The organism is Litorimonas cladophorae (assembly GCF_014652455.1).
In the GTDB taxonomy this organism is placed as follows: Bacteria; Pseudomonadota; Alphaproteobacteria; order Caulobacterales; family Maricaulaceae; genus Litorimonas; species Litorimonas cladophorae.
This window is the reverse complement of the sequence record NZ_BMYV01000001.1, coordinates 686945-707605: the sequence shown is the minus strand read 5'-3', so window position 1 is coordinate 707605 and position 20661 is coordinate 686945. Positions and strand designations below refer to the sequence as shown.

Here is a 20661-nt window from a genome sequence, read left to right as displayed (position 1 = left end):
GTCTGTGTTAGAGCTGGAAAAAGACGGGCGCAAGCAGGGTGTATGAAATCCAAAGCAACAAGATGAGAGGCCCGCCAAATCGGATAAAATCCCCAAACCGATAATGTCCCGGCCCAAGAACCAGTAAATTCGTCTGATAAGCAATAGGTGTGGCAAAGCAACAATTGGCCGCAAAGATCACCGTGAGCACCATTGCAATCGGGTCGATTCCCGTTTGGGCGCTGATCTCCAATGCGATGGGGGAGAACAGGAGTGCTGCCGCGCTATTGCTTATAATGTTGGTGAAGAAGGCGATAACGATAAAGACTGCGCCGATTAAAATTTGATTGCCAAATGGCATGAACGCATTGACGATCAGCTGCCCAATATGAGCCGCGCCACCTGTTTGTTCCAACGATAAACCCATCGCGAAGGCCGCGCCAATCAAGAGGAAGATTCGCATATCCAATGCCCGTATGGCTTGTCGGACATTTAGACAACCTGTTGCGATCATGCCTAAGGCGCCGCCGAGTGCTGCGATCTCGATAGGCAGAATTGATGTCGCGGCAAAGGCAATCGTTACGATAAAGATCACTCTGGCAAGGAATGATTTTCGGATGTCTTGTAGTTCGACCATGGACCAATCCAATAGCAGAAGATCGCGATCGTTCCGCAGCGCGCGCATGTCGCTGTCATACCCAAACAAGAGCAAAACATCGCCCGCTTCCAAGCGAATTTCCAACATGCGTTTTCGGATCATACGAGAGCGACGTTGAACACCTAGAACCAAGGTCCCTGTTTGGCGACGAAAACCAATTTGTTCGATCGTTCGCCCGATCATCCGCGAACCGGGCGCGACGACGGCTTCGGAAATGACAATGGGTTCGGCAGTATCTGCTTCGGCTTCAAACCCGCCAATATTTAACATGCCCCGTAAATATTCTGGCTGAGAAGACAGTAGCTTGGAAAGGCTTCCCCGCGTCGCAGCTACGATGAGAATATCACCTGATTCCAGTGCGTCTTCGAAAGGGGGTAACATTGAGCGCTCGCCGCGTTGGACCATACGAACTGTGACATCGCGCAAAGTCGGGAATAGGCCCGCGACAGGCTTCGCGCCAATAAGTGGGTGGTTTGGAGATACCTGAATCTGCGCAATATATTGGTGGCCCGTCGATGTGATTTCGGCGTCCAATCCTTCACGTTCTGGAAGCAGGATAGGGGCCATAATAATGATATAGATAGCGCCGATAATGGCCAAGGTCATACCAGGCACAAACTGGCTGAAGAATGAGAGTTCAAATTCTGTCGTGCGGACTAAAACATCATTGACCAAGAGGTTCGTTGACGAGCCGATCAAGGTCGTCATTCCCGCCAAAATGGATATGAAAGACAGCGGCATCATATATCGGGAAGCCTTTTTGCGCAGGCGCGCCGCCATGGCCGCCATGACTGGAATGAACATGACCACGACAGGCGTGTTGTTCATAAACATCGACACCGCAAAGGCGATGGTAAAGACCATGAGAAGGGTTCGACGTGGAGACTTGTCCAGAGAGCTATTGATTTTCAGTATTGGGCCTTCCAGCGCCCCTGTCTGAAACATGCCTTGTCCGACGACCAGCAATGCCATGATCGTAACGAGCGCAGGGGCCGCGAAGCCTGAAAGCAACTGTCCATTTTTGATCGTACCAGGCGCGCCAAACAGATGGAAAAAGACCATGAGCGCAAGGATGATACCGACACTGATCGCTTCAATGGTAAAACTCTCACGCACATAGAAAAACACGCCCACGGCAACGATGCCGAAGACCGACCACATTTGCCAAATTTCAGGTAATGCGATCATGGAACGAGGGGGTACTGTCTTGCCATATTGTCATTTGAAGGCATAGGGACGGACAAGACAAGAACTGAATGAGGATTAGTGATGACTAAAGTGGCGTTTTTGGGTTTGGGCGTGATGGGCTATCCGATGGCAGGGCATTTAGTCGCCGCAGGACATGATGTGTCAGTTTGGAATCGCACGGCATCGGTCACGGAACGATGGGGGTCCGAGTATGATGGATCAACGAATGGCGCAGTCGCAGATGCCGTTTCGGGCGCGGACGTCGTGATGATGTGCGTGGGTCAGGACGCTGACGTTCTGGACGTTGCCAGCCGCGCGGTCCCGGCGATGAAGACAGGGGCTATATTGGTCGATCACACAACGGCATCTGATGGATGTGCCAAGCAAGTCGGCAAATTATGTGCCGAGGCCGGTCTTGGGTTTATTGATGCCCCTATTTCTGGCGGTGAAGCTGGCGCGGTTAAGGGCCAATTGACTGTGATGTGCGGCGGCGACCAAACCCATTTTGACGGCGCTAAGCCCGTCATTGATGCCTATGCGAAAGCCGTGAAACTGATGGGGCCAGTTGGGGCGGGTCAGCTCACGAAAATGGTCAATCAAATCTGCATCGCAGGGATGCTTCAAGGGCTTTCTGAGGCCGTAAATTTCGCCCAAGCCGCAGGTTTGGATATGGATGAAGTCGTCGGGGCGATTGGAAAAGGCGCCGCGCAAAGTTGGCAAATGGACAACCGCGCCACAACAATGGCCAAGGGTGAATATGAATTTGGCTTTGCCGTCGATTGGATGCGTAAGGATTTAGGTATCGTATTGGACACAGCGAAAGCCTTGGACCTCGACATGCCCGTGACGGAGCTTGTTGATAGCTATTACGCAGAGGTTCAAGCCATGGGTGGAAATCGTTGGGATACGTCTAGTCTTTTAGCGCGACTGAAATCAAAGACTTAGTGAGATTCTTTCAAGCGTTCTGCAACCTCAATCGCGGCATAAGTCAAAATGCCGTCGCATCCTGCGCGTTTGAAGGACATCAAAGATTCCATCATTATGCGATCATAGTCCAACCAGCCATTTTGCCCTGCGGCTTTCATCATCGCGTATTCGCCAGAGACCTGGAATGCAAAAGTCGGCCGCGCAAATTCGGCTTTGATCGCAGAGATCACATCGAGATAAGGCATGCCCGGTTTGACCATGACCATATCTGCGCCCTCAGCGAGGTCCAACTCGACTTCGCGTAAGGCCACATCAATATTGGCGGGGTTCATTTGATAGGTGCGCTTGTCACCTTTTAAGGCGGTTTTCGTTCCAATCGCGTCGCGATAGGGGCCGTAAAACCCAGAAGCGAATTTTGCAGCATAGGACAAGATCGATATATCTGTGTGGCCTGCGTCATCCAAACCCTGGCGCACAGCCTCTATTCGACCATCCATCATGTCGCTTGGAGCGACAATGTCTGCGCCAGCATCGGCCAGCATGACACCAACCCTCGCCAACATCTCGACGGTCGGGTCGTTGAGGATGATGTCCCCTTCCATCAATCCGTCATGTCCGTGGCTTGTATAGGGGTCCAGCGCCACATCAACGATGACTCCGATCTCAGGGACCGCGTCCTTGATTGCCCGAACGGCTTGGGGCACCAAACCTTTGGGATTGGCGGCTTCGGCCGCGTCTTCTGATTTTTCATTTTCTGAAATATTTGGGAAAATAGCCATCGCAGGAATGCCGAGGTCGGCAGCGCGACGCGCCTCTTCGACGAGGGCATTCACGGAAAGACGCTGTACGCCTGGCAAGCTCGGTATATCTACGCGGTCAGGACCCGCATCAGAAACAATCGCCGTGAGAACCAAGTCATTCACTGTTAAATGTGTTTCGGCGACCATGCGGCGCATCCAATCGGTGCGACGGAGACGGCGCAGGCGCATTTGCGGAAAAACAGACATAATCGGCCCTTATTTAGCAGTCGGCGCGACATAGCGGCCATGCAAGCATTTGTCATTGGAAAAGCGACCATACCTATATATACGACTGATGTCAGAAACGGCCGCGTTCGGTCGACTAAGGACTGGGCATGGAAACCAAAGCCGTCAATTACCGCGCAGCATTCGAGGCTGCAGTTGAAACTGTCCGCGAGGAAGGGCGATATCGCATTTTTCGCGATATTCGCCGTAAAGCTGGGGCTTTCCCCCGCGCCACATGGTTTAAAGATGATAAGTCCGAGCAAAATATCACCGTTTGGTGCTCCAATGATTACTTAGGAATGGGGCAAAACCCTTGCGTCGTTGAGGCTGTGAAATCTGCAGTGGACGCAGCAGGTACAGGCTCTGGTGGTACACGTAATATCTCCGGCACCACGCGCTATCATGTGCAGTTAGAGGCCGAATTGGCCGATTTGCATGACAAGGACGCTGCGCTCGTTCTAACCTCTGGCTATGTGGCAAATGAAGCAACCCTTGGTGTCATGAGCAAAATTCTGCCTGGTCTTGTGATTCTCTCTGATGAAATGAACCATGCGTCGATGATTTCGGGTATTCAACGTGCGCGATGTGAGAAGGTCATTTTCAAGCACAATGATTTGGCAGACCTCGAAGCAAAGCTGAAAAAAATACCGGCAGATCAGCCGAAGCTTATCGCTTTCGAATCTGTCTATTCAATGGATGCCGACATTGCGCCGATTGAGCAGATTTGCGATCTTGCGGATAAATATGGCGCATTGACCTACATCGACGAAGTCCATGCTGTTGGCATGTACGGCCCCCATGGGGGTGGTGTCGCCGAAGAGCGCGGTCTGATGGACCGCATCGACATTATCCAAGGCACGCTTGCCAAAGCCTATGGCATGGTGGGCGGCTATATCGCCGCTGACTCCGTCATCATCGATGCTGTTCGTTCAACGGCGTCTGGTTTCATTTTTACAACATCTATTCCGCCGTCCACTGCCGCGGGCGCTCTGCGTTCCGTCAAGGTGCTCAAGCAAACACCGGAAAAGCGCGAGCAGCATCAAGAGCGCGCGAATGAGTTAAAATCGCGCTTACGGGCAGGCGGCTATAATTTCATCGATGGCGACACGCATATTGTGCCGCTCATGGTGGGTGATCCGGTGAAATGTCAGGCCATTTCCGACACTTTGATCAATGATTACGGGATTTACGCTCAGGCGATCAATTACCCAACTGTTCCACGCGGGACAGAACGCCTGCGTTTCACGCCTAGCCCGTTCCACGATGATATCATGATGGATGAGTTGATGTCGGCGCTTGAAACGGTCTGGGCGGAATATGGATTGAAGCGCGAAAAAGTCGCTTAGTTTGAAAGCTTGCGCTTTTCTTTTTGCCTTCGTGGCACTTCTCCTTTGCGGGTGCCAATCACAAGCGCTGAACGTAAAATCTTTGACGCTCAAACAGGCGACGGATAACACTGTTGAATATCGCGACAAACTTGTAAAAGTTTGCGGTGTGGCGACTAAACAATTTGAGAATGTCCGAATTACGGAGCATCGCGACGGGAATTGGCGCGATACCGCCGCTGGACTAGGGGTAAATTGGTTGTCCAATGAGCCTATAACAAAATTGCCTGAACAGCGTTGTATAACAGGAAAATTAGAGCCGCTTGGTGGATGGGCGTTGTTTGATCGTAGGTCTTCTGGCCAAACAGAGGATATCGTCATTTCCACGGGTCACAGCCATGACGTGGTCATAACCCAGTATTCTCGAAAACGCGATTAGTCACAGCTGCGTTGCATCGCCCCATTGCGTCAAGGCCGTAGTTTTCCTATCCCGCTCCCGTATCGAACTCGGAGACTTCCATGACCGCCGTTGCCAATGACCAAGGTGTTGCACATTTGAGCAACTATTTCACGCAAAGCCTGAAGGATCGTGATCCTGAACTATTTGCATCTATGCAGGACGAGTTGCATCGTCAGCAGCATGAAATTGAATTGATTGCCTCCGAGAATATTGTCTCAAAGGCTGTCCTCGAAGCGCAAGGGTCTGTCCTTACAAACAAATATGCCGAGGGTTACCCAGGAAAGAGATATTACGGCGGGTGCGAACATGTTGATGTCGCCGAAAATCTCGCGATTGAGCGTGCGTGTAAGCTCTTCAATGTTGGTTATGCAAACGTTCAACCGAACTCGGGCTCACAGGCCAACCAAGGCGTCTTCCTCGCGCTGCTTCAACCGGGCGACACTATCCTCGGTATGGACCTCGCATCGGGTGGGCATCTGACCCATGGCGCACCGCCAAACATGTCAGGGAAATGGTTCAATGCCATCACCTATGGCGTGCTCGAAGACACGCATTTGATTGATTATGATAATGTCGAAGCCCTTGCCAAAGAGCATAAGCCCAAACTCATAATCTGTGGCGGCTCTGCTTATCCGAGGCAGATTGATTTTAAACGCTTCCGCGAGATTGCTGACATGGTTGGCGCTTATCTTCACGTGGACATGGCGCATATTGCTGGCCTCGTAGCGGGCGGAACGCACCCCTCGCCATTCCCACACGCACATGTGGCAACGACAACAACACATAAGACATTGCGCGGCCCACGTGGCGGTATGATCCTGACGGACGACAAGAAGCTTGCACGCAAGTTCAACTCAGCGATTTTCCCAGGCTTGCAAGGTGGACCATTGATGCATGTCATCGCAGGTAAGGCTGTCGCCTTTGGTGATGCGCTTAAACCCGAATTTAAAGCTTATTCTCAACGCGTTATCGACAATTGCCAAGCGATGGCGGCTGCTATGGTTGAGGGTGGTTACGCCGTTGTTTCTGGCGGCACAGATACGCATTTGGCGCTCATCGATCTCTCGCCTAAAGGCGTGAAGGGCAATGCCGCTGAAGCCGCGCTCGGACGCGCTTACATTACCTGCAACAAGAACGGCATTCCTTTCGATAAAGAGAAATTCACGATCACATCTGGTATCCGGGTTGGTTCGCCAGCGGGAACAACACGTGGCTTTGGTCCTGCGGAATTCCGCGAGATCGGTCAGTTGATGGTCGAAGTCCTCGACGGATTGGCTGCAAACCCAGAGGGCAATCCAGAGATCGAAGCCAGTGTGAAAGACCGCGTCATCGCACTGACCTCACGCTTCCCGATTTATGCGGACTGATAACCACCAAAAAAGCGCTGTAAAAAAATCGTTGATTCGATCATCTCCTATTTCGGTGATGATCATTTTGGGTATGATTTACATATCGGTGAGCGAGCCAAATAACTCTGGTCATAGTGACTTGGCTGTATCACTTGTCGGATGTTCTATCACCTTGGTATTGTGCACCGTGGTTTTTCTAGTTTATCTCTATGCGTCTGTTAAAGAGAATAGCGAATGAAGACTTTGCTTGAACCGACAGACTTCGAAACACTGCACGCGTTAGCGGCTCACGGTGATAATAAAACCGCTATCCGCGACGTCATCCACTACACTTATTTTGAAGAAGAAGATCAAGCACGGTCCTTTGCTAAATCCCTCTTTAGCAAAGGCTTCCATGACGTCGCATTGGGTCAGCCCGGGGCGGACGAGGGAGATGATGGATTTGTTGTACGCGCCCATCACGACGGAACACTGATCGAAGCCGACATTGGCGAACGTTTGTCGACCATCCGTAATTTGGCAGCTGAGTTCTCTGGCGATTATGAGGGTTGGGAAGCCGCACTAGTGTTGGATGAATAGGGCCTATGCCTCCCGCAGGGAGCTGATTTGAATTGGTCTTTTAGTCCAACTCACCCTATATCGCTAAAATGCGCTGCCCATTCTGTTCCTCTGAAGACACACAAGTCAAAGATTCTCGCCAGGCCGAGGATAATACGGCCGTGCGCCGTCGCCGACAGTGTGGCAGCTGCGCCGGGCGTTTTACGACCTTTGAACGTGTTCAGCTGCGCGAATTGATGGTCATAAAAAAATCTGGGCGAAGAACCCCGTTTGACCGGGATAAGCTTGCGCGATCCGTTTTGATTGCTTTGCAAAAACGACCTGTTGACCCTGAGCGCGTTGAACAAATGATTTCTGGTGTTGTGCGTCAACTAGAGGCGGGGGGAACACCTGAGATAGAATCTGATCGCATTGGTGAGCTTGTGATGGAAGGTTTGTCGAGCTTAGATAAGATTGGGTATGTCCGCTATGCGTCTGTTTACAAAGACTTTCGGGCGACAGAGGATTTTGGAACCTTCATTCAAGATGAAAAACTTTCGGATGAGGATGAATAGGTTTGTTTCCTAAAATCACACTTAAACTGGCCACCTCTCTTGATGGCAAAATTGCGCTCGCCAATGGGGAATCCCAGTGGGTGACATCAGAAGCGTCTCGCGCCCATGGTCGCTATTTGCGCGCCGATAATGACGCAATCGCGGTTGGCGCAAATACAGCAGAACTTGATAATCCACATTTAACAACCCGCGTCTTGGGGCGTTCAAACCCCATTCGAGTCGTATTCGATACGACCTTGCGGCTTGATGTTACCTCACACCTCGTCACCACGGCTAAGGACACGCCGACCTGGGTTTTTACCCGCGAGGGGACTGAAGCTAAGGCAGATATTCTGCGAGAAAAAGGCGTTATCGTACATTCGGTCACGGATAAAAACGGACTGAGCCTAACCGAAGCGCTTTCACGCCTCGGAGAAGCCGGGGTTCGGTCTCTGTTGGTTGAGGGGGGCGGTACGCTGATTGCGAGTTTTATTCGGGCAGGTCTCTATGACACTTTGCATTGGTATCGTGCTCCTGTTTTGCTGGGCGGGGACGGTCGGGACTGCGTAGGTGCGCTCAGCTTAACAAATATGGGCCAAGTTGTGCGTCTGCACCGTATGAAGTTTACTGAGGTCGGGCATGATCTCCATGAAGTATATATAAAGGCAGATTGATGTTCACGGGGATCATTACGGATATTGGCACAGTTCGCGCGATCACACGCGACACTGGGGGCGAGTGGGGTGATACTCGCATGGAAGTCACCTGCGCCTATGACACATCCTCAATCGATATTGGCGCGTCCATTTCTCATGCAGGGGCCTGCATGACTGTCATTGAAAAAGGCCCGAATTGGTACGCTTTTGAAGTTTCTGACGAGAGCCTGGATAAAACGACTATGAGTGCGTGGAAAGTTGGTCAGAAGATCAATTTGGAGCGCGCCTTGACTGGTGCGGACGAATTAGGCGGTCATTTGGTCACGGGACATGTCGACGGCGTTGGGACTTTGACGGCTCGGGAAGAGATCGCGGGGTCAATCAAATTGGATTTCACTGCACCGGCGCACATCGCATTTGGCATTGCGCCCAAGGGGTCAATCACCATTGAGGGCGTGTCGTTAACTGTGAACACCGCGAAGGGGTCCACATTCTCCGTAAATATCATCCCGCATACGGCCACCGCAACGACATTGGGTGGATTACAGGTCGGGGACGAAGTAAATCTGGAAATCGACCTGATCGCCCGCTATGTCGCGCGTTACTTGGGTCATATGAAAGACCCCAGCGCCTAAGCGCCGATAGGAAAATGATTTGACCGAACCGAATACAACGACCTTTGACGGCGATTTTAAACTCGCATCGCCTGAGGAGATAATTGACGATGCGCGCAATGGACGGATGTATATTCTTGTCGATGCAGAAGATCGCGAAAATGAAGGCGACCTGATTATTCCAGGTGAATTTGCCACGGCAGAAGCCGTCAATTTTATGGCCAAACATGGCAGAGGTCTGATTTGTTTGTCTCTTGAGGCCGCTCATGCGGAAAAACTCGGATTAGAGCCGCAGAATAAGAACAATGGATCGCGGTTCGAGACCGCATTCACGCAGTCGATTGAGGCTCGCGAAGGTGTAACCACAGGGATCAGTGCAGGCGACAGAGCCTTGACGATTAAGACGGCGATTGACCCGAACAGTCGCCAAGACGACATTGTAACGCCCGGTCATATGTTTCCGCTGATCGCCAAGGATGGCGGCGTTCTTGTCCGCACAGGCCATACCGAAGCGTCCGTTGATATATCACGGATTGCGGGTCTGAACCCATCGGCTGTTATTTGTGAAATCATGAATGATGATGGCACTATGGCGCGGTTACCGGATCTGATCGAATTTGCTAAATTACACGGTATGAACATTGGTACGATTGAAGACCTCGTTGCCTATCGTTTGCAGAAAGATCACTTCATTCGCCACATCGCGAGCAGTGATTTTAAGTCTCAGAATGGCGATGAGTTTAAAATTCACGTCTATCGAAATTTCCTAGACAATAAGGAACATGTCGCGCTTTCCAAAGGAAGTGCCGTGAAAGGCAAAGAAAGCCTTGTTCGCGTCCATAAAATTGATTTTGCTGGCGACATCTTATCGGAAGCTAGCCCGCGATCTGGTTTGATTTGGGACGCGATGAAGCAACTGGCAGCTCATGACGGGCATAGCGTTTTGGTTCTGATCCGCGAGGGTTCAATTGACAGTTTACTCGAACGTCTCGGCGCGCGACAACCGTCGGGTGACCGAAAGCAACAAACAATTCGTGAATATGGCGTGGGTGCACAAATCCTATCCCATCAAGGCGTTACAAAAATGCGCTTGATTACGAATGTGATGCCGAAGATTATCGGCCTTGAAGCTTATGATCTTGAACTCGTGGGCATCACTCCATTGAAAAACACAAGGGCCTAGCGCCATGAAAATTCTTGTCATTGAAGCTCGCTATTACGAGTCAATTTCCGAAGATCTTCTGCAGGGCGCATTGGCCAAGTTGCAGGCCGCTGATGCTGAAATCGTGAAGGTGAATGTGCCGGGCGCTTTGGAAATTCCTCATGTTATTTCTTATGCGGAGAAAGCTGGGGCAGGTTACGACGGATATGTCGCACTAGGCTGTGTGATCCGAGGTGAAACAACCCATTACGACTATGTTTGTGCCGAGTCTGCACGCGCCTTGATGGATCTTGCGGTCGATCATCAACTTGCCATCGGCAACGGTATCATAACCGTTGAAAACGAAACGCAGGCGATCGCGCGGTCCAAGCCGGATCAAAAGGACAAGGGCGGCTTCGCAGCGTCTGCAGTCATCCGAATGATCCAACTTCGCGATGAGTTGAATAAGTCGTGAGCGGCGCGAACCCAAAACTGCGCCGCGTCTCACGCGTGAGCGCCGTTCAAGCACTTTACCAGATGGACGTTTCTGGCGTTACGAATGCGCAGGTTGTCAAAGAGTTTTTGGATCACCGCTTCGGCTATGATGAAGAACCCGGCATGGTCCATGCCGACGAAGCCTATTTTGAAGATATCATGGCAGGTGTTGTGGCTAACCAAGTCGACATCGACACAGCAATATCCAAACATCTGACAGAGAAGTGGCCTTTGCGACGTTTAGATGCAACTTTGCGCGCGTTGCTACGCTCAGCAACATACGAGATCATGCGTCGTCCAGACGTGCCCGCCGTCGTTATTATTACAGAGTATATGGCAATTGCGACGGATTTCTTCTCCGGCAAGGAGCCAGGAATGGTCAACGGGGTTTTGGACAAAATCGCGAAGACCGTTCGGTCCGCCGAGTTTGGTCTGACAGCCTCTCATATTGCGCCTGATACAAAGTCGACTGTGGTGCCTTCACCCGTTCCTAGCGCTGAAAATGAATGAATTTGAGCTGATTGAACATTGTTTCGCCCCATTGGCGGGACCTGAAGGCCTACGGCTTAAAGACGACACCGCGTTATATACACCACGCGATGATTGCGAACTCGTGATCACAATGGATACATTTGTGGAGGGCGTGCATTTCCCGGATGGAATGTATGGGGCCGACGTCGCAGAGCGACTTTTAAGAACAAATTTGTCAGACATTGCGGCGAAAGGCGGCACACCGCGCGGTTATTTACTAAGCGTCGCGATGAATTCTGAGCTAATGGAGCAGTGGCTTCCCGCATTTGCGAAGGGCCTCGAAACGACCCAATCCGAATTTGGATGCACCCTTTGGGGAGGCGATACGACGGCGACGTCGGGGAAAGCCGTCTTTTCGATCACGCTTATTGGAGAGGTTCCCAAGCACGGAATGGTGCAACGCAATGGGGCGGTCATCGGCGATGATATCTGGGTGAGTGGCGTCTTGGGTGACGCAATGCTGGGCTGCCATTTGGTGACGAACCAACTCATTTCTCCAGCGCCGAATGGTCAGGACATTTACCGTTTTGAATCAGCTTACTGGCGACCAGAGCCGGCGGTGAAACTCAGAACAATCTTGCGGGAATATGCGACGGCCGCTGCCGATATTTCTGATGGCCTGATGGCGGATGTCGCTCACATATCTCGTCTATCCAAAGCCTGCGCCGCATTGAATTTTGACGCTTTGCCATTTTCCATGGGTGGAGAAATTTGGGCCGATGGGCAAAATGACCCAATAGCCGCGCGCATCGAGCTCGCGAGTTTTGGCGACGATTATGGAATTGTTTTTACGTCGTCGCCTAAGGACAGACAGGCAATCTTTGACGCAGCTAGGGAAGGGCGTCTCCAGATGACACTTGTCGGATCGATCCTGCCGGGCGAAGGTTCAGTCTGCATTGATGTCGAAGGTCAGGAAATAGCGTGGCCGAAAAAAGGATATCGACACGTCTAAATTCTGAGGGGGTAGGCGCGAAAGTTTAGCGCCCGCCAGTTTGGCCAGCACCGCCCCCGCCGCCTGTTGGGCTATTTGCGCCAGTTAAACGATCGGTTGGCAAACGACCAATTGTGCCGAAAATTTGCTCCAAGGCCGACAACTCACGACCCCGGGTGGGTGTTGTTCTGTCGACGTAATTCACAGGTACACCGTCTTCTAACCCATATTCTGCGACTTTTTCGACTTGTCCGTCTGGATTAAAATGAATGGCCGTGATGGTGCGGTCTTCAATTTGTGGACGCAGGTAAGCGTAACGCTGTCGCACCGAGGTGATGTAATACCAAACGTCGTCGTCTATATCTTCGTCAAAAGTAGATTTGACCGACGGGTTTCCTAAACGAGCCAGAACAGACGACTTCGTATCTGTATCAGGGTTGACCTCTTGCGGAAGTTCGGCGGTCGGCACATAGCCATGCGTTCGCAATATTGGGTTGCACGCGGTTGAGAGCAAAGCCGCGCTCAGGAGAATTGCAATTTTGGTTGGCACGTTCATAGGGGTTCGCCCGTAGAGTCTTTGGTTGTGTACGCCCTAGCCCTCCACCATATGAAGGGCAAGACTCCAACTGCGTGAAGATTTGGTCACGCTTAGTCAAAGTGAACGAAAAACCAGGCTCAAGAAGGTTAAGACTTATGGGATTTTTGAATAAGCTATTCCGACGCGATGACGCAGCGACCATTGATGCGCGGCGAATTTACGGGAAACTTATGGCGCAATCGCGTGACCCCCAGTTTTACGCAGCAGGGCGTTTCAACGATGATTACGATGGACGTATCGATGTTTTGACGCTGCACATCGCAGCGATCCTGTCTAATCTGAACCGTTTCGGTCAGAATGGGGAGCGTTTGGGGCAGGCTTTGTTCGATGAAATGAAGGACGACTTTGAAATCGCTCTGCGTGAGGAAGCGTTATCTGACGCCAGTGTCAAAAAACGCATTCAACCCATGATCTCGTTATTTTACGACCGCGTGAAGCGATATGCTGAAGCCCTTCACGCCGATGACCCTTCGGTTGCCGTAAATTCTGTTTTTATTGAGACGCTTCCAGATACCGCTAAAACGAAGTCGTTTGGGGATGGTGGCCAGCCATTTTCTGTACAGATTTCAAACTATTTGCAGACGTTTGATCAATCGCTCAGTTCGAAATCTATTGGCGATATTGCGCTCACCAATTTTGAGTTTCCAACTCTCTCCGCTTAACACACGTTTAGGGCTTTGCGTCATGCGCCTCGATGATTATACCCGCCCTTCAATAGGAACCCGGAATGCTTGACGGAATAATCATATCAATTGACGCGATGGGGGGCGATAATGCGCCTGATATCGTGATCAAAGGCATTGAATACTTCTTGAGCCATGAAGGTTCGGGGCGTCGCGCGCGTTTCCTATTGCACGGTGATGCCGAAGCTCTAGCTCCACTTTTGGAAAAAGCACCGCGCACGCGAGAGCGATCTGAAGTTTATCACACAGAGTCCGCCATCGCGATGGACGACAAGCCCTCCCAAGCTCTCCGGAAGGGTAAAGGCACAAGTATGTGGAATGCCGTTGCCTCAGTAAAAGGCGGTCAGGCGGGTGTGGTTGTCTCGGCTGGTAACACCGGCGCATTTATGGCGATGTCTAAATTGCAACTCCGCGCGAAGAAGGGCGTTCAGCGTCCAGCCCTAGCAGCTAGCTGGCCGAATCTCTCTGGCGATATGACGGTCGTTCTAGATGTTGGGGCCAATGTTGAATGTGACGCCGCGCAACTCGCCGAATTTGCTGTTCTCGGTGAGGCGTATTATCGGGCTATTTACAAAAAGAGTGAGCCTTCAGTCGGCTTGTTAAACGTCGGCACTGAAGAGGGAAAGGGAAACGCCGTCGTCAAGATTGCTAATGAACGGCTGTCCCAATCGCAACTTGGCCTGAATTATCTGGGATTTGTTGAAGGACACGACATTTCCAAAGGGACCGTCGATGTGGTCATCACAGATGGCTATACGGGAAATATCGCACTGAAAACAGCGGAAGGTACCGCCAAATTGGTGGAGAGCTTCGTCAAGGAAGCCCTGACACGGAATATATGGTCGAAGTTTACGTCGGCATTGAACGGATGGGCTCTGCATAAGCTTAAAAAGAAGATGGATCCTAGACGGGCAAATGGCGCAGTTTTCTTGGGGCTCAATGGGGTCGCCGTCAAAAGCCATGGCGGCACGGACCGCGTTGGCTTTGCCAATGCTCTAAACATTGCCATGGGATTGGCCGAGAGTGATTTCCAAGACGTAATCGACGCGCGCTTGGATGCTTTGCATGATGAAGATGACAACATCGGTTTCATATCATGAGGGCCGTCATCCGCGGGATCGGAAGTTATCTGCCTAAGCAAGTTCTGAGTAACGAGGACTTATCCAAACGCGTCGACACTTCGGATGCTTGGATACAAGAGCGAACTGGTATTCGGAAGCGGCACATTGCTAGCGAAGGCGAGTATACCTCTGATCTGGGTTACGAAGCGGCAAAGCGCGCTTTAGATGACGCCGGAATGCGGGCGGCTGACATTGATTTGATTATTGTCGCTACTTCAACGCCGGACCTTACATTTCCTTCAACAGCGACGATTATCCAAGAGAAATTGGAAATGCACCACGGCGCTGCCTTTGATATTCAAGCAGTATGCTCTGGTTTTATCTATGGCATGCATGTGGCGAATTCGCTTTTGCAGTCTGGGGGCGCAAAACGCGTCCTTTTGATCGGTGCTGAAACATTTTCGCGCATCCTCGACTGGACCGACCGCGGAACCTGCGTGTTATTTGGCGATGGGGCAGGGGCGGTCATCATGGAAGCCGTTGAAGATACCGAGCAAGGTGTTTTACGGACCTTTGTTAGATCAGACGGTCGTCATCGTGATATGCTCTACGTCGACGGCGGGCCGTCTAGAACTCAAACCGTTGGACATTTGAGAATGTTGGGGAACCAAGTTTTCAAACATGCTGTGACAGATATCGCACAAGTTATCCGCGATTGCGCGGAACAAGCAGATGTCGAAATGTCGGACATTGATTGGTTTGTGCCGCATCAGGCGAACCAACGCATTTTGACCGCTGTCGCAAAGCGATTGAAGCTTAGACCTGAACAAGTCGTCTCGACAGTCGGTGACCATGCGAATACGTCCGCAGCCTCAGTGCCCCTTGCGATGGATTGCGCCGTTAAGGATGGACGCATAAAAAGAGGCAATTTGGTGATGCTGGAAGCATTTGGTGGCGGTTTCACATGGGGCGCTGCGTTGCTGCGTTATTAGGCGTCGTAAAATAATCTAACAATTATCAAAGTCTTAGCTTGCGCTATGGCGCTTAGATTTGCTTTAATGCGCGCATGGCCGGATCAACTGCAAACACACAGACCGTTACACGACAAGATTTGGCCGAGGCCGTTTATCGGGAAATCGGCTTGTCACGCTCGGAAAGTTCGACGTTGGTCGAATCTGTAATCGACCACATCGGCGACTCACTCGAAAAAGGTGAGCACGTTAAGCTAGCAGGATTCGGAACATTCTCTTTGCGAGATAAAAGCGAGCGTATTGGTCGAAACCCGAAGACAGGTGAAGAAGTTCCAATCACACCGCGCCGCGTTTTGGTCTTCAAACCTTCGCAAGTTCTGCGTGAACGCGTCGATTCGGCATTATCCACCAAATCGTGATAGCCTGCGACTCGCAGTCGAACGATTCGGCGTAGCGGGATGATGCAGCGAGAATGAGCCAAGCAAAAACAACACGAGCGTTTAGAACCATCAGCGAAGCTGGCGAAGAGCTGGGTTTGCAGCCACATGTCTTGCGTTTCTGGGAATCTAAGTTCTCCCAAATCAAACCAATAAAACGTGGGGGAGGACGTCGTTTTTACCGACCCGAAGATATCGAATTCATTCGCGGTATCAAAAAGCTCCTCCATGATGAGAAACATCCGATAAAAGATGTTCAAAAGCTAATTCAGAAAAAGGGTGCGAATCGCATCATTGAGCTTGGGCGCTCTGTTGAGAAAGCGGCTAAAGATCGACCCGTTGCAGAGACAGACCTTCTTCCGAAGCGTATTAAATCCGCCGATCGACCCGCAGCACCACTGTCAAAGCCAAGCGTCGCCACTCCTCCGAGGCCAGCGAAGGTCGTATCAGAACCCATTATACGGCAGACCGTTCAGCCTGAACGCCCGCTGGCGCCACCCGCCACCCCCAAGACCTCTGATCAAGATGCCCTTAGAGCCGCCCTCGAAAGTTTGCAGGGCCTAAAGTCGCGGTTGGCCGCTTTCCGCGAAGACGGTAAATCCTCATAACATTAGCAGGTAATCACTCCTTGCTTGCCTCATCGGTATTTTCTATAGCGCCACTCACGAGATGGACGGCGGAGTATGGCGCAGTCCGGTAGCGCACACGCCTGGGGGGCGTGGGGTCGTAGGTTCGAATCCTACTACTCCGACCATCTCGTTTTTTCTTCAGACTGCGACTGATTTGACGCGTCGACTCTGGCGTCTCTCGCGCTATATGCGTTCTATGACCGAGACACGTTCCAAATCTGTGGAGTATTGGCTCCTATTCATGATGTTTTTAGTTGCCGCGATGATTGTCGTGGGTGGCGCGACGCGACTGACAAACTCAGGTCTTTCCATCACTGAGTGGGCGCCAATTCGCGGCGCGCTGCCCCCCCTGTCAACAGAGGCGTGGAAGGCTGAATTTGAAAAATATAAACTTATTCCAGAGTTCGAAGCCGAGCATCCTGGAATGGACCTTGAGGGGTTCAAATTTATCTATTTTTGGGAGTGGGGGCATCGCCAGCTAGGTCGATTTATTGGATTGGCTTATACGCTGCCACTTTTCTTTTTCCTCCTGCGCGGGAAATTCGCGAGCGGCCATAGGTGGAAATTTTTCTCCGTCGCATTGCTAATTGGCATGCAGGGTGCAGTAGGCTGGTGGATGGTTCACAGCGGTCTTCAGGAGGGTATGGTCAGCGTCAGTCAATATCGTCTAGCGACCCATTTGGGCATCGCCTTCATTATCTTGGGTGTTCTCTATTGGCTATATAAGCGGCAGGCGAGTGGTTGGGATCGTGCCCCGAGTATGTTGGGGCGAGGGCGAACGAAACTACTTGCTGGTCTCGTTTATCTTCAGATTATCGGTGGGGCATTCATGGCGGGTACATATTCTGGCCATACTTATAATGAATGGCCGCTGATGGATGGTGACTTTATTCCGCAAGGTTACGGAATACAGACCCCATTCTGGCGCAATATGTTCGAGAACTCTGCTGCAATTCAATTCAACCACCGGACTCTGGCATATATATTACTGGCCGTCGCGATTTGGGTGGGGTGGTCGATGCGGCGAAGTCGTGCGGTTCAGCCGGCTATGGTCGTCTTTTTTGCGGTCTTGCTCTGGCAGGTAGGATTAGGAATCTGGACCTTATTGGCAGTAGCTCCTCTCAATTTGTCGCTTTTGCACCAGTTCTCTTCGATCTTCGTCTTTCTGGCTGTTATTGGCGTTAATTGGCGCTCTCGATATACGGTAAAATAATACCTATTTCTTAACCCGTTGTTTTAAAATAGCTTTTTAACAAGGGTCCCTGATTTGGCCTGTTGACGATAGGGTTTGCCTTGCGTAGGTAGCGCCATCGCAGTTCGGCCCACTTTGGGTCGTACACATTCTAAGGTTTATCATGAAAACGACAAAGTTTTTGAAAACCGCTGAGATTGAGAAGAAATGGATTCTCGTCGACGCGGAAGATGTCGTCGTCGGTCGTTTGGCTACATTTGTTGCCATGCGCCTTCGCGGAAAGCATCGCCCCGACTACACGCCACACATGGATTGCGGCGACAATGTTATTATCATCAATGCTGACAAAGTTCACCTCACAGGTAAAAAGCGCGCTGACAAAGTTTATTATCGTCACACGGGGCATCCGGGTGGTTTGAAAGAAACAACAGCTGGCAAAATCCTCGACGGGCGCTTTCCTGATCGCGTGATGCGCAAAGCTGTGCAGCGTATGCTGCCGAAAGAAAGCCCGCTTGCCCGCAAGCAGCTCTCCAACTTGCGCGTTTATGCTGGTGCGGAACATGAGCACACGGCGCAGACGCCAGAAGTTATCGATTTCGCATCGATGAGCCCTAAAAACGTGAAGCGAGGTTAAGACCATGGCTGACACAGATACAGTACAGTCCCTTGCGGACCTCAAAAACGTTGTTGACGGAACTGTTGGCACTGCCGGCGGTGACGTTAAGGCCATCGATCCTGCGACATTACCTGAGCCAAAAATTGACGAACTTGGCCGTGCTTATGCTACGGGTAAGCGTAAGAACTCCATCGCCCGCGTTTGGATCAAACCTGGCAATGGCAAGATCACGGTAAATGGCCGCGACGTCGAAGTATATTTCGCACGTCCAGTTCTACGCCTTATCATTGCTCAGGCTTTCCAAGTCTCTGATCGTGTTGACTCCTATGACGTCATGGCGACTGTCAAAGGCGGCGGTTTGTCCGGTCAAGCGGGCGCTGTGCGTCACGGCATCACAAAAGCTTTGACGTATTATGAGCCAATTCTTCGCGCGCCACTCAAGGCGGCTGGCTTTATCACACGTGACTCGCGTGTTGTTGAACGTAAGAAGTATGGTCGTGCCAAGGCGCGTAAGAGCTTCCAGTTCTCCAAGCGTTAATCGTTTACCGACCTTTTTGGTCTATGTTTTCAGGCGCTTCGGAATTCCGAGGCGCCTTTTTTTTTGTGGGTGATTTAAGATGAAAAATGCAGCTGTTTTAGGCGCGTCGGGATACACGGGCGCAGAAGCCGTGCGCCTTATTCTTGGCCATCCAAAGCTAAAACTAACGGCTTTGACGGCCTATAGTCGTGCGGGCGAAGTGTATTCGGATGTTTTTCGAAACTTTGCGGGGCAGGATTTACCCGCTTTGGTGACCGCCGATGAGGTCAATTGGGACGAGATTGATGTCGTCTTCGCCTGTTTGCCGCATGGCGCCAGTCAGGAAACGATTGCTAAGATTTATAACCGAGTTGAAACGGTCATCGACCTCTCAGCTGATTTCCGTCTGTCTGACCCAGAGCTTTATGCCGATACTTATGGGCGGCCACACGATTTCACGGAACTTCTATCGCAACGGGTTTATGGCCTGAGCGAGTTTGCACGGGACCTGCTCAAAGGTGCGAAGCTCGTGGCGTGTCCGGGGTGTTATCCAACGTGCACGATGCTGGCGCTATTGCCGGGTCTCGCAGAGGGACTCATTGACCCAGAGCGCCTCATTGTGGACGCGAAATCTGGCGTTACTGGAGCAGGGCGCAAAGCGTCCCTGAGTTTTGCTTATTCAGAAACAACGGATGGTGCGCAAGCCTATGCCATTGGAGCGCATCGTCATGCGCCAGAGATGGACCAAGCCATGAAAGACTTCGCCGGCGTTAGTGCCAAGGTCCGGTTCACGCCGCATCTTCTGCCGATGAACCGGGGTATGATCGCGACCTGCCATGTGGAGCTTTCGGACGGCGTGAGCGTGGATACGCTGCGTGCGCATTATGAAGACACATATAAGTCTGAACCGTTCGTCCATGTCCTGGCCGCAGGACAAGTTCCGCAAACACGTCACGTTCGCGGCAGTAATCATTGCCAGATCGGCGTATTCGCAGACCGCACCCCCGGATCAGCTGTCATCGTTTCTGTTATTGATAATTTGACCAAGGGGTCATCTGGTCAAGCCATTCAGAACTATAACTTGACCCAAGGTTGGGATGAAACGTTAGGCCTGACAGGTGTTGGCGTATTCCCATAAATCTGGACGATTATTAGGATGACGTTCAGGCCGCTTTGTCGCATAAGAAAAACATGATCATGCAACCAAAAAATTTTCGGATTCTTCTGGCTCCCCTTTTGGGGCTGACATTGGCGGCTTGTCAGACTGTATCAATGCCGAAAATTGACTTGATGAAGTCTTCCGAATTTAGCGAAGAAGCAAAAAACATTGAGACGAGTTATCCGAGGGTCAAAGATGCACCTTTAGCACCAGACGATATTCGTTCGGCGGAGCAATGGGATCAAGATGCCATTGCACTGCAGAGGCTACGCGATGAAAATGGCCAATATAGTTTGGTGTCTGGCCCCGATCCCGAACAATCCAAAGCAGATTTCGACGCTTTGAAAGCCAAAGTTCAGGCGTACAAGAAAGATGATCCCGCGACGGGACCCATACAGGGCTTCCCTGCATACAAACCGAGACAATAA

Annotated in this window: 25 protein-coding genes and 1 tRNA gene; 23 read left to right on the top strand and 3 right to left on the bottom strand. The window is 51.4% G+C overall.

The window, feature by feature from the left end:
- Positions 1–7: 7 nt before the first annotated feature.
- A complete protein-coding gene (locus IE073_RS03455; RefSeq protein WP_189581307.1) occupies positions 8–1825 on the bottom strand; it encodes an SLC13 family permease in 1818 nt (605 codons plus the stop codon).
- Positions 1826–1906: 81 nt separating this feature from the next.
- Here IE073_RS03455 and IE073_RS03450 point away from each other — a divergent pair, with 81 nt between their 5' ends.
- Positions 1907–2770 carry an NAD(P)-dependent oxidoreductase gene (locus tag IE073_RS03450; protein WP_189581305.1) on the top strand — a complete coding sequence of 288 codons (864 nt, stop codon included), beginning with the start codon at positions 1907–1909 and terminating at the stop codon, positions 2768–2770.
- On the opposite strand, the gene hemB is transcribed toward IE073_RS03450, so the two are convergent.
- Entirely contained in the window at positions 2767–3759 is a 993-nt protein-coding gene (gene hemB / locus IE073_RS03445) for a porphobilinogen synthase (RefSeq protein ID WP_189581303.1), read from the bottom strand. The genes IE073_RS03450 and hemB overlap by 4 nt on opposite strands.
- Positions 3760–3887: 128 nt before the next feature.
- On the opposite strand from hemB, the gene hemA reads away from it, so the two are divergent.
- The 11 genes from hemA (at position 3888) to thiL (ending at position 12391) form a co-directional block, all read left to right on the top strand.
- On the top strand, positions 3888–5123 hold the full coding sequence (gene hemA, locus IE073_RS03440) for a 5-aminolevulinate synthase (protein ID WP_189581301.1): 1236 nt from the start codon (positions 3888–3890) through the stop codon (positions 5121–5123).
- Between the two features lie 82 nt (positions 5124–5205).
- Entirely contained in the window at positions 5206–5541 is a 336-nt protein-coding gene (locus IE073_RS03435; RefSeq protein ID WP_189581300.1) for a hypothetical protein, read from the top strand.
- Positions 5542–5621: 80 nt separating this feature from the next.
- Entirely contained in the window at positions 5622–6929 is a 1308-nt protein-coding gene (glyA, locus tag IE073_RS03430; RefSeq protein ID WP_189581298.1) for a serine hydroxymethyltransferase, read from the top strand.
- Positions 6930–7145: 216 nt separating this feature from the next.
- A complete protein-coding gene (locus tag IE073_RS03425) occupies positions 7146–7490 on the top strand; it encodes a ribonuclease E inhibitor RraB (RefSeq protein WP_189581296.1) in 345 nt (114 codons plus the stop codon).
- Between the two features lie 68 nt (positions 7491–7558).
- Entirely contained in the window at positions 7559–8023 is a 465-nt protein-coding gene (nrdR, locus tag IE073_RS03420) for a transcriptional regulator NrdR (protein ID WP_189581293.1), read from the top strand.
- Between the two features lie 2 nt (positions 8024–8025).
- Positions 8026–8676, top strand: a complete 651-nt coding sequence (locus IE073_RS03415; RefSeq protein ID WP_189581290.1) for a RibD family protein — start codon at positions 8026–8028, stop codon at positions 8674–8676.
- Entirely contained in the window at positions 8676–9293 is a 618-nt protein-coding gene (locus IE073_RS03410; protein WP_189581287.1) for a riboflavin synthase, read from the top strand. The genes IE073_RS03415 and IE073_RS03410 overlap by 1 nt, the downstream gene beginning before the upstream one ends.
- 19 nt (positions 9294–9312) lie before the next feature.
- Complete coding sequence (ribB, locus tag IE073_RS03405; protein WP_233349781.1) at positions 9313–10455, top strand: 3,4-dihydroxy-2-butanone-4-phosphate synthase; 1143 nt, start codon at positions 9313–9315, stop codon at positions 10453–10455.
- A 4-nt stretch (positions 10456–10459) separates the two neighbouring features.
- Positions 10460–10888 (top strand): 6,7-dimethyl-8-ribityllumazine synthase, encoded by a 429-nt coding sequence (gene ribH, locus IE073_RS03400; protein ID WP_189581284.1) that lies wholly within the window; start codon positions 10460–10462, stop codon positions 10886–10888.
- Positions 10885–11418 carry a transcription antitermination factor NusB gene (gene nusB / locus IE073_RS03395; RefSeq protein WP_233349779.1) on the top strand — a complete coding sequence of 178 codons (534 nt, stop codon included), beginning with the start codon at positions 10885–10887 and terminating at the stop codon, positions 11416–11418. Before ribH ends, nusB begins: the two co-directional genes overlap by 4 nt.
- The gene (gene thiL, locus IE073_RS03390) at positions 11411–12391 is read left to right on the top strand and encodes a thiamine-phosphate kinase (RefSeq protein ID WP_189581281.1); all 981 of its coding nucleotides are present in this window, start codon (positions 11411–11413) and stop codon (positions 12389–12391) included. The genes nusB and thiL overlap by 8 nt, the downstream gene beginning before the upstream one ends.
- A gap of 25 nt (positions 12392–12416) precedes the next feature.
- On the opposite strand, the gene IE073_RS03385 is transcribed toward thiL, so the two are convergent.
- Positions 12417–12926, bottom strand: coding sequence for an outer membrane protein assembly factor BamE (locus IE073_RS03385; protein ID WP_189581278.1), 510 nt, complete (start codon positions 12924–12926; stop codon positions 12417–12419).
- Positions 12927–13063: 137 nt separating this feature from the next.
- On the opposite strand from IE073_RS03385, the gene IE073_RS03380 reads away from it, so the two are divergent.
- From IE073_RS03380 to IE073_RS03330, 11 genes are all read left to right on the top strand, one after another.
- Positions 13064–13630 carry a ubiquinol-cytochrome C chaperone family protein gene (locus IE073_RS03380; RefSeq protein WP_189581275.1) on the top strand — a complete coding sequence of 189 codons (567 nt, stop codon included), beginning with the start codon at positions 13064–13066 and terminating at the stop codon, positions 13628–13630.
- A 65-nt stretch (positions 13631–13695) separates the two neighbouring features.
- Complete coding sequence (plsX, locus tag IE073_RS03375) at positions 13696–14751, top strand: phosphate acyltransferase PlsX (RefSeq protein ID WP_189581272.1); 1056 nt, start codon at positions 13696–13698, stop codon at positions 14749–14751.
- Positions 14748–15704 carry a beta-ketoacyl-ACP synthase III gene (locus IE073_RS03370; protein ID WP_189581269.1) on the top strand — a complete coding sequence of 319 codons (957 nt, stop codon included), beginning with the start codon at positions 14748–14750 and terminating at the stop codon, positions 15702–15704. Before plsX ends, IE073_RS03370 begins: the two co-directional genes overlap by 4 nt.
- A gap of 74 nt (positions 15705–15778) precedes the next feature.
- Positions 15779–16102, top strand: a complete 324-nt coding sequence (locus tag IE073_RS03365) for an integration host factor subunit alpha (RefSeq protein ID WP_189581265.1) — start codon at positions 15779–15781, stop codon at positions 16100–16102.
- 53 nt (positions 16103–16155) lie between these two features.
- Positions 16156–16728 carry a MerR family transcriptional regulator gene (locus IE073_RS03360; protein WP_189581262.1) on the top strand — a complete coding sequence of 191 codons (573 nt, stop codon included), beginning with the start codon at positions 16156–16158 and terminating at the stop codon, positions 16726–16728.
- A gap of 69 nt (positions 16729–16797) precedes the next feature.
- Positions 16798–16874 (top strand) — tRNA-Pro (locus tag IE073_RS03355).
- Positions 16875–16945: 71 nt separating this feature from the next.
- Positions 16946–17962 (top strand): COX15/CtaA family protein, encoded by a 1017-nt coding sequence (locus IE073_RS03350; protein WP_233349778.1) that lies wholly within the window; start codon positions 16946–16948, stop codon positions 17960–17962.
- 142 nt (positions 17963–18104) lie between these two features.
- Complete coding sequence (rplM, locus tag IE073_RS03345) at positions 18105–18575, top strand: 50S ribosomal protein L13 (RefSeq protein WP_189581255.1); 471 nt, start codon at positions 18105–18107, stop codon at positions 18573–18575.
- Positions 18576–18579: 4 nt separating this feature from the next.
- Entirely contained in the window at positions 18580–19095 is a 516-nt protein-coding gene (rpsI, locus tag IE073_RS03340; RefSeq protein WP_189581252.1) for a 30S ribosomal protein S9, read from the top strand.
- A 79-nt stretch (positions 19096–19174) separates the two neighbouring features.
- A complete protein-coding gene (gene argC, locus IE073_RS03335) occupies positions 19175–20212 on the top strand; it encodes an N-acetyl-gamma-glutamyl-phosphate reductase (protein WP_189581249.1) in 1038 nt (345 codons plus the stop codon).
- Between the two features lie 59 nt (positions 20213–20271).
- Positions 20272–20661, top strand: coding sequence for a hypothetical protein (locus IE073_RS03330; RefSeq protein ID WP_233349776.1), 390 nt, complete (start codon positions 20272–20274; stop codon positions 20659–20661).